Source organism: Photobacterium jeanii, assembly GCF_001650345.1.
In the GTDB taxonomy this organism is placed as follows: Bacteria; Pseudomonadota; Gammaproteobacteria; order Enterobacterales; family Vibrionaceae; genus Photobacterium; species Photobacterium jeanii.
In genome coordinates this window covers 351,248-363,129 of sequence record NZ_LVHF01000029.1, presented here as the reverse complement: position 1 = coordinate 363,129, position 11,882 = coordinate 351,248, and the positions used below count along the sequence as shown (strand labels likewise).

Genomic DNA, 11,882 nt, shown 5'->3' with positions numbered 1-11,882 from the left:
CATGAACCAATATTTGGGCTACTCAGAGCAAGATCTCGAAAGCTTAAAAGCTTTCTGGACCGCGAAAGAAGTTGAGCAACAGCCTGCCTGCTGGCGAAAAACACAAGCGACATTCAGTGAGTGTTTTACTGCTATCGATACGTTTATGAGCAAGGTGTTAGCACACCACGACTTGCGTATCGTGATGACGGGAGCGGGAACTTCGGCTTTTGCTGGGCGTGCGTTAGCACCAGCATTAGCAGAAAAAACAGGTCGCCGAGTGGAAGCTGTAGCAACAACCGATTTGGTGTCAAACCCATATCAGTATTTTGCGGAAGATTTACCGACGTTGTTGGTGTCATTCGCTCGCTCTGGTAATAGCCCTGAAAGTGTGGCGGCGGTTGAGCTGGCTAATCAATGCTTAAGCGATTGCTATCACTTAGTACTGACGTGTAACGGTGAAGGAAAACTTTATCAAAAGAGCCTTGATGATAGCCGTTGTTTTGCGCTGTTAATGCCAGAAGAAACCAATGATAAATCCTTCGCGATGACCTCAAGTTTTTCTTCGATGATGATGGCGGCATTTTCGATTCTTGATCACAAACAGGATCATTCGAAAGAGATTGAAAGAATATCCTTATGTTCTGAGGGGCTGATCAAGGAAATTAATATACCTATCAGTAATATGGCTAGCATGGATATTCGCCGCGTCATTTACCTTGGAAGTGGTGGTTTGCAAGGGCTCGCTCAGGAATCGGCATTGAAACTCCTCGAACTAACAGCAGGTAAAGTCGTGGCGACATACGACTCACCATTGGGCTTTCGTCATGGACCTAAATCCATTGTGGATAAGCAAACGCTGATCGTGGTGTATATCTCGAATAATCCATATACCCGTCAATACGATCTCGATCTACTCGCTGAACTTCGACGCGACAAAATCGCATGCAAAGTCATTGCAATTACTGCCCAACTTGATGAGCAAGTTACCAGCGGTGATTACTGGCATGTACCTGCAATGGAAACCGCGACCGATATCGAGCTCCTTTTTCCATACATTATTTTCGCTCAAATCTATGCGTTCCACCGTGCATTAGTGCTGGGCAATACCCCTGATAACCCTTGTCCTACCGGTGAGGTAAACCGAGTTGTTCAAGGTGTCACTATTCATAACTTTAGTAAGTAGACAGGAAGAACTCTTATGACTGCACCTAACATTGTTTGGACCCGAATTGATGAGCGCCTATTACACGGTCAAATCCGCATCACTTGGGGTAAGCACACGGAAGCTAACTTGATCCTCGTTGCCAATGATGAAGCCGCTGAAGGGCCTAATGCTGCCTTTATGCAAGCGGGAATGAAAGCCTCTGCTGGTGGTGAGTATGCTGTTCGCTTTTTCTCTATCCAAAAAACGATCGATGTGATCCACAAGGCATCGGAGAAACAGAAGATCTTCATCTTATGTAACAACCCTACAGATGTTGCTCGGTTAGTGGAAGGTGGAGTGCCGTTAACGCACTGCAATGTTGGCAACATGCATTTCCATGAGGGGAAACGTCAGATCGCCAAGACGGTCTCGGTCGATGAGAAAGATATTAATGCCTTTGAACGTATGGTGGCTCGTGGTGTGACTTGTACTGTGCAAAACACGCCAGATCAATCACCGGTTAACGTTCTTGAACTTGCCATGACGTCGGCGTAAGCCGCGTCATACCCCACTACAAACAGAGATTTAAACAAGGAATAAATCATGTTTTTTGAAGCTACGCTGGTCGCAATATGGGCGTTCTTCTGTGGTATCGATAAATACGATGTCGCGTTGAACATCCACCGTCCACTCATTACAGGCCCGGTGGTGGGCTTGATTATGGGTGATATGCAAATTGGTCTTATTGCTGGTGCAACCTTGGAGTTGGCTTGGCTAGGCTTGGTGCCGAACGCAGGTGCTCAGCCGCCTGATGTCACCATGGGTACGATTGCTGCGGTTGCTTTCGCTGTCATGACAGGTCAATCAGCCGAAGTTGCAATGGGTGTGGGTATGCCGATTGCGGTATTGATGCAAATGTTGGTGATTGGCTTCTTCGCACTGACTGCATTCACCATGGGTAAAGCGGATCGTTTTGCTGAAAGTGCAGACTCGGCAGGAATAGACAGGCTACTGATCACCACCATCTCGTTACGCTCTTTGCTGTATGCCTTGGTTGCTTTCATCACCGTTTACTTCGGTGAGCACGCAGCAAGCTGGATTGATGAAAACGCACCGAAAGTATTGCTAGAAGGTCTAGGCATTGGTGCCAAGATGGTTCCTGCGATTGGTTTCGCAATGCTACTTAAAATCATGTGGTCAAAAGAAGTGGCGGGTGTGTTCTTCATTGGCTTTGTGATGACAACGTACCTCAAGCTCCCAATTATGGCGGTTGCAATTCTAGGCGCTTCAGCCGCAGCACTTTACTACTTCTTCAGTGGCAACAATGGAAGTTCAAACAACCAACAAGTAGAGGAATTCGAAGATGGCATCTGATATCACAGCAGGCACTTTAGCCGGTAAAAACACCAAGGTTCAGGAAAGTCTGGTTGATGATATTGATTCATACGAAGACACCACACCACGCAAAGTGATTTCGAAAAAAGATCTTTGGATCTGTGCGTTACGTGGCCTGTTCATGGAAGGTAACTTTAACTTTGAACGTATGCAAGCGGGTGGTTTTGCTTATTCCATCATCCCAGCACTGAAAAAGATCCACGGCGATAACAAGCGTGATTTCGCGAAATCATTAAAGAACCATCTGCAGTTCTTTAATGCCAGCCCTAAGTTGTTCACTTTCTTGCTCGGCACAGCTATCGCAATGGAAGAGAACAAAGAAAAACCATCGACCGTTAACGTGATGAAAGTTGCGGGTATGGGACCAACGGGCGGTATCGGTGATGCAATCGACCACATGACCTTGATGCCACTGACTCTGGCACTGGGTGCTTCGATTGCGATGGAAGGCTCGATTGCTGGTCCATTCGTGTTCTTCTTCCTATACCAAATTGTGCACTTCGCGGTTTACTTTGGCTTGATGTTCATGGGCTACAGAGCGGGTACCGCTGCGATGGTGAACATGAGTGACGCCACCGAGAAGCTCGCCAAAGCCGCCAATATCATGGGTATCTTCGTGATTGGGGCACTGTCGGCCACCTTTATACGGGTGCAAACCACGGCCTCACTCGAACTCGGCGGTAAGGTCGTAGAGCTGCAAAGCGCCTTGTTCGACAAGATCATGCCGAACATTCTGCCGCTGGCCTTGGTGTTCTTCATGCTCAAAATGGTGAAAGGCACAGGTTTCTGGGCGAAACCACCAGTGTTGATTTTCTCAACGCTTGCCGCTGGTGTAGTTGGTCACTTCCTCGGCATTTTGTAACTCAGACGTTTCGATAGCTTGGGGGGAGTCACTCATCCCCCCCTTATCAAGGATTTTAAGATGATTGGTATTGTAGTTTCAGGCCACATTAATTTCGCCACCGGCATGCAGTCAGCAGTGAAAGCTATTGCTGGCGAGCAAGAACAAATGGTGTTTATTGATTTTGTGGAATCAATGTCGACTGAACAGCTAGAAGCGCAACTTCGCGCAGCAGCGAAAGACGTAGATTCAGGCGAAGGGGTCTTGTTTCTGACCGATATTCCGGGTGGTTCACCGTGTAATCGTGCACTAGCCATTCTAATGGATACCCCGAATATTGAGCTGATTGGCGGTGCTAATTTGCCAATGATTGCGAATGCAGCATTCGAGCGTGAAGACGCTAACTTACCAGATTTGGTCGCGATGTTGTTGGAAATTGGTACTTCGTGCATGCAAGACATGCGCAAAGAAGTCGAAGCTTTGATGCAGCCAGAGCCAGTGGCTGAGTGCGAAGACGGACTATAACTATGCGTTACGCTTTACACGCCGATCGGGTGTTTACGCCCAAAGGCATAGAGACAGATACCTTAGTGATTGTCGCTGATGGAAAAATTGAAGCTGTCACGACGGTGTTTCCTGATGATTGCCCGATTGTTCGCCTTGAAGGTCAATCTTTGATGCCCGGTTTCGTTGATATCCATATCCATGGTCGCTTGGGCGCTGATGTGATGGATGCCTCTGATGAGGCGTTGCAAACCATCGCCAACGCACTGCCTCAAACGGGTGTCGTCGGTTGGGTCGGCACAACGGTTACTGCGCCGTGGGACGATATTTTGAATGCGCTTGGTCAAGTTCGTCATTTCACTTCGCAAGCTCAGTCTCAAGGCGCTGAATTGTTAGGGAGTTTTTTAGAAGGGCCGTATTTTACCGAGCCTCATCGTGGCTCTCATCCAACGGCGTATTTGAAATCACCTTCTATCACTGAGTTAGAGCAGCTGCACCAAGTCGCTGGTGATTCATTACTTCGCGTGGCGGTTGCGCCAGAGGCAGAGGGAGCAATGGCTGCGATTAGCTGGTTAGCCGAGCAAAAGATTAAACCGTCAGTTGCTCATACTGATGCAACGTTTGAGCAGGTGACTGAAGCGCATCAACGCGGTGCGGATTGCGGAGTGCACTTATTTAACGGGATGCGCGGTTTACACCATCGTGAACCGGGATGTTGTGGCGCGGTGCTCTATCACAACATGCTCGCTGAATTGATTGCTGATGGGATCCATGTGAATCCCGTCATGATGGAATTGGCTTATCGCCTTAAAGGTCATCAAGGTATTGCGCTGATCACAGACTGTATGCGCGCTGGTGGCTTGGACGATGGTGAATACTTACTTGGTGCGCAGACCATTACGGTAACGGATGGCGCAGCTCGCACTGCTTGCGGTTCCCTTGCAGGCAGTACCTGCAGTTTAGATCAAGCATTACGCAACATGGTATTCGACTGCCATGTTCCTGAATGGGAAGCGGTGCAAATGGCATCGTCTGTTCCCGCAAATTACCTAGGGCTTGCTCATCGTCTCGGCAGTATTGCCGCAGGCATGGACGCCAGCCTGATTGTGATGAATGAAACATTACAAGTGCAAGGAACCTTAATTAAAGGCGAGTGGGCCTATCAAACACAAGTGACCCAATAGGGTCAGGTTTTTTGCCAAACAAACGAATACGAGGTTTAACATGGAAATTCGTCAACCAATTCATAGTGAACACGCTAAACAATTAGATACCGCCGGGCTTCGTGAGCAGTTTCTTATCGAAAATATGTTTCAAGAAGGTCAACTTAATCTGACTTATAGCCATATCGACCGCATTATTGTTGGCGGTGCTGTACCGACTGATGAAGCGTTAATGCTTGAGGGCGGTAAAGAAATCGGTGTTGATTATTTTCTTGAGCGTCGCGAACTAGGTGCGATCAATATCGGCGAGCCGGGTTTGGTGATTGTTGACGGTGAAACTTACGAGATTGGTACGCGTGAAGCGATTTACGTCGGCAAAGGGGCTAAAGAGGTTAAATTCGAAAGTGTATCGGCACAGAAACCTGCACGTTTTTACGTGAACAGTGCGCCAGCCCACATGACGTACCCAACCCGTAAAATCACTCGCGAAGATGCCTCACCAGAAACCCTAGGCAGCCAAGAAAACTGCAACGTTCGTACCATCAATAAGTACCTGCATCCTGCGGTATTGCCAACATGTCAGCTATTGATGGGGCTAACTGAACTGGCTCCGGGTAGTTTGTGGAATACCATGCCTTGCCATACGCATGAGCGTCGCATGGAAGTGTACCTGTACTTCAACATGAAAGACGACAACATCGTTTTTCATTACATGGGCGAGCCACAAGAAACCCGTCATATTGTGATGCGTAACGAACAAGCGGTGATCAGCCCTAGCTGGTCAATTCACTCAGGGGTTGGCACAGCGGCTTACACCTTTATTTGGAGCATGGTGGGAGAGAACCAAACCTTCCATGACATGGACCACGTCGCGATGAGCGATCTGAAGTAACACTCTCTCAATTAGCGGTATAGCGAATAGCAATTGGCTTTTCATTGCTTGCTATACCGCCCAGCTTAAATTAGGAATTCCAAATGAATATGTTTGATCTTTCAGGCAAAGTTGCCATCGTAACTGGCTGTAATACGGGTCTTGGTCAGGGTATGGCGTTAGGGCTGGCGAAAGCGGGCGCAGATATTGTTGGTGTGGGTCACCAAGCAGCTCCAGAAACCCAACAACAAGTGGAAGCGCTGGGTCGTAAGTTCCACTACATTACGGCTAACCTAATGGAGCAAGACAAGCTTGAAGCCATTGTAGCGGAAGCGGTTGAGGTGATGGGGCAGGTTGATATTTTGATCAACAACGCAGGCATTATTCGCCGTGAAGATCTACTGAAATTCTCAGAATCCGACTGGGATGATGTGATCAACATTAACCAGAAAACCTTGTTCTTCTTATCACAAGCGGTTGCTAAGCAATTTGTTAAACAAGGCAATGGCGGCAAGATCATCAATATCGCTTCAATGCTGTCTTACCAAGGCGGTATCCGCGTTCCTTCTTACACTGCGAGTAAGTCAGCGGTGATGGGCTTAACCCGCGCCTTGGCAACGGAACTTGCCGAGCACAGCATTAATGTTAATGCGATTGCACCGGGCTATATGGCAACCGACAACACTGCGGCTCTGCGTGCGGATGAAGCGCGAAATGCAGCAATTTTAGAGCGTATTCCTGCAAATCGTTGGGGTTTGCCTGCAGACTTAGAAGGCCCAGCGGTATTCCTTGCTTCTTCTGCGAGCGATTACGTCAACGGCTACACCATTGCAGTTGATGGTGGTTGGTTGGCGCGTTAAGCAAGCAGGCGAAAGAAAAGGGAATAAGGGAGAAGCAAGATGACGTTAGGCACGAAACAAGCCATTCTCGATACCATGAAGCGGGTATATCGCTATCAAGCGGCTAATCAAACCCGTAGCGTGATCCGTCGTAGCGGTAAAACGCGCTTTATTAAAGATACCGATTGGGAACGAGGTGTATTTTGGTCTTGTACCTCGGCAGCATGGCTAGCAACCGATGACTCTGAATACCTCGACGGCGTGATGAATTACGCGCTGCACACCGGTTTTCGCACAGGTCCCAATGCCCGTTTTGCCGATGACCACATCTGTTGTCAGGCATACCTTGATGTTTACCCTGTGGTGAATCAACCTGAAGCCCTTGAACCGACGATCAAAGCGTTGGAGATGATGGTTGAGAGCCCAGAGCCAGGACGTAAAGATTGGTGGTGGTGTGATTCATTATTTATGGCGCCGCCAGCCTTTGCTGCCTTGTCGCAGCAAACCGGTGACAGTAAATACCTTGATTACATGAACACCGCTTACTGGGATTCAGTTGATCATTTGTTTGATCCAGAGACCGGTTTGTTCTATCGCGATCATCGCTACATTCCAGATGGCAGTGGCAATGAATTGCGCGAAGCGAATGGCAATAAAGTGTTCTGGAGCCGAGGTATCGGTTGGGTATTAGCCTCTGTACCGCGATTAATGGCACGCATGCCAGAAGACTATAGCGAACGTAGTCGTTACCTTGAGTTATTTAATAATCTTGCGGCTGAGGTAGTGAAATACCAACAAGATGATGGTTTTTGGCGAACCAGTTTGCTCGACCCTGAAAGCTTCCCTGCACCTGAAAGCAGTGCCACTGCGCTGTTTTGTTATGGCTTGGCATGGGGGATTAATACCGAGCAACTTGATCGCGATACCTACCTTCCAGTGGTTGAAAAAGCATGGGCCGCTTTGCAGGGCTGTATTCACGACAACGGCATGATGGGCTGGGTACAACTCCCTGCCTTTAATCCGCGAGATGTGAAATTTGAGCATAATATCGATTACGGTGCAGGTGCGTTTATGTTAGCGGCGACAGAAGTTGCGCGACTTGCTGAATGATCATCTTCGTTATTTAGTTTTAATTATTATTTAAATTTTTAGAAAAGCCGAATCAGCCTGATTCGGCTTTTGTTTTTGTTCGTCTTTAATTTTCATTTATATAATAGGAAGAAATGTAATGAAAAAATTGAGCACACTAATTGCAATACCTTTGATAATGAGTAGCGGGATTTCGTTTGCCCAAGATAATATTAATTACCTTGAATTATTACAGGATAATGGAAAACTGATTTATTCAGATGGATTTAATCATTCGATGGAACAATGGGTGGTTGAAAAAACAGATAAAACAGAAGTAGGTATTATCGAACAATCATTAGATATTGATGATGGTGCGGGCGTAACAGTATGGTTTAAGGAGGATATTGGTACGCCTTCTGTGATTGAGTTTAATGGTAGTGTCGTGGTTGCTGGTGGCAAAAACGATCGTGGTACAGATCTGAATTTTTTCTGGATGGCGCAAGAACCAGGCAGTACGGATTTCTTTGCGAAGTCTGAGTGGCGCTCTGGTAATATGCGTAAATATGATCCGATGCGACTGTATTATATTGGATATGGCGCTAATGATAATTCAACAACACGCTTTCGTCGTTACCCTGGCGATGGTACTCGACCACTTTTACCTGAATATGATGTAAAAGATCCTGCTTTTATGAATGTTCCTAATAAATATACCAACATTAAAATATTTAATTTAGATGATGAAGTTCTTGTTTATGCGAATGATAAATTGTTATATCACATCGAAGACGAGAAGATGTTTGAATCTGGTAAGTTTGGTTTTAGGACTTGGAAAAGCCATTTAAGAATTGATGATTTTAAAGTCTACGCGATTGAGCAATAATTAATAAATAAACCAGCAGCTGTAATCGCTGCTGGTTTTTTCTTACTTATACTTTTTTCAGCATGAATTTTTCAGGTTTAGCGTCTTTGGTGGTAACACGTACTTTGGTGTTTCCTTCGGTAGTAGATTGGACAGAGACTTGGCTGTTGCTGCCTATCAACTGCCATTGCCCTTTGAGCGAAAACTCGCTGCTGACGGGTTGTGATAGGTTAAAGCGCCAATCTCTATCGTAGATACTGACTTCGACTTGCTCACCATTGGCGTCTACTTGGTCAGGATCTTGCCCTTGGTAGAGCGCGAGATCTGGATTCACCACACTCAGTGATAACTGATCTTGAGCTGGATTTGCTTGAAGCATGATTTGGCTTGCGCTTGCCGATGACAATACCCAACCTGCTTGATTGGTTGTTGTTGGGCTAAAGAACGCATAGCCTTCGACACCTTGCTCTGTTCTTACCGCGTGCAGTTTTTGGTCTTTTTGCAGCACAGTATAGATTGGCTTCACAGCATCTTGAGCCGCAATCTTAATCGCATACTCATAGCTGCCATTGGTCGGCGCTTTGCCATGCTCTATCACCGCGGTCGCAAATTGACCTGTAGTTGGGGTGCCATCATCTTCATCATTGGATTGCTGCGTTTGATAGGTGAAGTGAATTTGTTGTCCCGCACTGCTGGTCACAAAGTAGCGATTGCCTGCTGGGTCTAGCAAAGTGGTGTCGTTGGCGTAGATAGAATCGGTACCAAGTGTATCAATCTGTTGTCCATTGATTTCGACAGGCTCAAGGTTTTTAACACTGTGCTGGAATAACGTCGTTTGGGTTTCGTGCTCAGCAATATCGTTTTTGATGCCAGACCCCAGCGCGACTACCTTATTCCCAAAGATGAAATAGGATTTATGGGCGTAGAAGCTCTGCTGTTGGTATTTTTTATGCCCGTGCAGCGTCATCGCAAACATTGCATTGTCGTTGCCTAGCGTATTCGCGCCAGAGTAGCTTTCTGTTGATAACAGCATCTCCTCAATGCCAGCTCCCGGCAATTGGTTCAACTGAGCACGAAGTTCGTTATTTGGCATTTGAATCGTGGTTGTGCCCGGGTAGCGATTCCAGTCCCAGCCATCATGACTAAACGCCCGTTTGCTCAGATCGGCTGGGGTGATCTCCAGTTGACCATATTGCAGGTAACGCCCATACAGGTTGTTGGCGGCGTAGGTTTCGTTGCCCACTAAATAGCGACTAAATCCTCTTGCGGTCGCGAGCCAAGACTGTGTGGCATCAACAGGGTTAGCGCCTCGTGCGATCGCCATAGATGCGTAGTTCATTGCCCATACCCCAGTCGGTTCTTTTTCGGCAGGGATTCCTTCAAAGCTCGGCTTATTGGTTAAGTTCGCGTAGGCAGCAGCAAGTTCGTGATCGATAGCATCGGATTGATCAGGAGCGCCAGATTGTGCCATCCACTTAAATGGGGTCGCAGATATCTTTTGCTTACCGTCTGGGTGACGACCACTTAGTACTATTGGGGTTTGAGTTTCTTTGGTGTAAACCCGCATTTTGAGTAAGACGTCTTTGATCCTTTCATGCGCTTGTTGAGAGATCTGGTAGTTACTGTGACTTAAACCAAAAATAACCCCAGATAAGCCGCCAAAAGCATCTTTGCCGTAGGCTGGGTAATGTTGTGAGTGATGGAATACACTGCCATCGGGTTTAAAGCCGCCGCCTAAACCATCTGAGCTTAAGAGTGTGGTGCTTAACCATGACTGCAACTGATGAAGCATGGTTTGGCGCTGCGCCTGATCGGGCAGTAACAAAAAGCTCTTTGTCATCCACTGCAATTGGGTATTAAGAATATCCACGTTAGAAGAGTTAATGTCCTTTTCTTGTTCGTATACGCGGCCTGTCGCGTTAAACCACATCATGGATTGCTGGGCTTGTTGCAGTAGCTTCTCTTTTGCCAACAGTTTGCGGCTAAGAAAGAGCGCGTCAAAGAACTCTCGTGTCTGGTAACCAACATGAGTGATGATTTGGAAACCAGAGCCACCTTCCCAACCTTGGTCAAAGGCGTATCGCGCTGCGTCGGTGAAGGCTTTTTCTAGCGCCGCTTTGTTTTCAGTTGAGAGTGATTGGCTGCGAAGGTACTTGGCAGTTTCAAGCATGGTTTTACCCAGCGTCCGAATACTCATGGTGTCGGTGAGCATGGCCAGAGTATCGTCACTCACTATGCCTGTTTTTAGGAAGTTGTGCCTTTTAGGGTGATCGAGTGGTTTACCCACATAGCTGCCATCACTGTTTTGGCTGATCATAAATGCTTGGTATTTCGCTAAGTTATCATCAACCTTTTGTTGGGAAATGACTTGCTGACTATTTACCCCTAAGTGTTTATCGAAGTTTTGATACAAGACAGCCGTATCACCTTGGCTGTCATCAAAGGCAAGGTCGTAGTTAAAGCTTGGCTGTTGGTCGCGCAGCATTTGATCGTACATCAATAATGCCGTCCAGTTTTTACTGGCCATGTTAACGACATTAGGATTAACAAAAGGCTGCTGAATATCGGCGGTCGGCCAGCGGTTATCGACAGGAACTGCCATCATTGCTTGATCAAAATAAAGCGTACCACTGGTGTCGGGAGCTGTAACGGTTAAGCGGTTCATGCCTGCGCTAGGCGTGCCTTTCATATCCCTAAACGGCACAGATATACCGCGCCACCCTTTGAAGTTTAAGCCATAGCTAAATTGACTTTGCTGGCTGTCATCAGTGCCAAATTGAAAAGTGAGGGATTGATCCGACGGCGTTTCGTTGTAGATCCACGCCATGAAAGTGTAGGGGGTGATGTCACTGTCATCGGTTTTGTAGCCAATATCTTGGGAGAAAACTAATTGGCTATTAGGGTTAAAACGCCACTGCAAAGCATTATTACCATCTTTAAAGTGTTTATTGCTGATCGTTAATGGCTTTATCGACGTTGTTGTAATGGATGAGGGGAGTCCCTGTTCAAAAAAATACATATAACCGCCGGGTTCGGTTTTTCCTGCTCCGCCTTTGTCGCTTTCAACATTTTCGCTATTACAGCCCGTTAAGGCCAATAACAAGCTGACTGCGAGGTAGCTTGGTTTACACCATTTTGTTGTGTTCATTGTTTTCCCTTACTTACGTTATTTGATAACGAAGGGTAATGAAAGTTTTTAGGTGTTTTATT

General features: G+C 46.8%; 11 protein-coding genes. 10 read left to right on the top strand and 1 reads right to left on the bottom strand.

The genetic code is table 11. From position 1 onward, the window contains the following. The first annotated feature begins 1 nt into the window (after window position 1). The 10 genes from A3K86_RS16395 to A3K86_RS16350 all read left to right on the top strand — a co-directional run bounded on the left by A3K86_RS16395 (window position 2) and on the right by A3K86_RS16350 (window position 8,693). Complete coding sequence (locus A3K86_RS16395) at window positions 2-1,165, top strand: SIS domain-containing protein (RefSeq protein WP_068333536.1); 1,164 nt, start codon at window positions 2-4, stop codon at window positions 1,163-1,165. Window positions 1,166-1,180: 15 nt separating this feature from the next. Next, window positions 1,181-1,681, top strand: a complete 501-nt coding sequence (gene agaV / locus A3K86_RS16390; protein WP_031847731.1) for a PTS N-acetylgalactosamine transporter subunit IIB — start codon at window positions 1,181-1,183, stop codon at window positions 1,679-1,681. Between the two features lie 48 nt (window positions 1,682-1,729). After that, on the top strand, window positions 1,730-2,500 hold the full coding sequence (gene agaW, locus A3K86_RS16385) for a PTS N-acetylgalactosamine transporter subunit IIC (protein WP_031847730.1): 771 nt from the start codon (window positions 1,730-1,732) through the stop codon (window positions 2,498-2,500). After that, on the top strand, window positions 2,490-3,383 hold the full coding sequence (locus A3K86_RS16380; protein ID WP_068333533.1) for a PTS system mannose/fructose/sorbose family transporter subunit IID: 894 nt from the start codon (window positions 2,490-2,492) through the stop codon (window positions 3,381-3,383). Before agaW ends, A3K86_RS16380 begins: the two co-directional genes overlap by 11 nt. A gap of 60 nt (window positions 3,384-3,443) precedes the next feature. Beyond that, window positions 3,444-3,887, top strand: a complete 444-nt coding sequence (gene agaF, locus A3K86_RS16375) for a PTS galactosamine/N-acetylgalactosamine transporter subunit IIA (protein WP_068333531.1) — start codon at window positions 3,444-3,446, stop codon at window positions 3,885-3,887. 2 nt (window positions 3,888-3,889) lie between these two features. Beyond that, window positions 3,890-5,050, top strand: coding sequence for an N-acetylglucosamine-6-phosphate deacetylase (nagA, locus tag A3K86_RS16370; RefSeq protein ID WP_068333528.1), 1,161 nt, complete (start codon window positions 3,890-3,892; stop codon window positions 5,048-5,050). A 40-nt stretch (window positions 5,051-5,090) separates the two neighbouring features. Then, on the top strand, window positions 5,091-5,921 hold the full coding sequence (gene kduI, locus A3K86_RS16365; RefSeq protein WP_068333525.1) for a 5-dehydro-4-deoxy-D-glucuronate isomerase: 831 nt from the start codon (window positions 5,091-5,093) through the stop codon (window positions 5,919-5,921). 83 nt (window positions 5,922-6,004) lie between these two features. After that, complete coding sequence (gene kduD / locus A3K86_RS16360; protein WP_068333522.1) at window positions 6,005-6,760, top strand: 2-dehydro-3-deoxy-D-gluconate 5-dehydrogenase KduD; 756 nt, start codon at window positions 6,005-6,007, stop codon at window positions 6,758-6,760. Between the two features lie 39 nt (window positions 6,761-6,799). Further along, on the top strand, window positions 6,800-7,849 hold the full coding sequence (locus tag A3K86_RS16355) for a glycoside hydrolase family 88/105 protein (protein ID WP_068333519.1): 1,050 nt from the start codon (window positions 6,800-6,802) through the stop codon (window positions 7,847-7,849). 118 nt (window positions 7,850-7,967) lie between these two features. Then, entirely contained in the window at window positions 7,968-8,693 is a 726-nt protein-coding gene (locus A3K86_RS16350; RefSeq protein ID WP_068333516.1) for a DUF6250 domain-containing protein, read from the top strand. A 46-nt stretch (window positions 8,694-8,739) separates the two neighbouring features. Here A3K86_RS16350 and A3K86_RS16345 read toward each other — a convergent pair whose 3' ends face one another. Continuing rightward, the gene (locus A3K86_RS16345; RefSeq protein ID WP_068333513.1) at window positions 8,740-11,820 is read right to left on the bottom strand and encodes a chondroitinase family polysaccharide lyase; all 3,081 of its coding nucleotides are present in this window, start codon (window positions 11,818-11,820) and stop codon (window positions 8,740-8,742) included. Window positions 11,821-11,882: the final 62 nt, after the last annotated feature.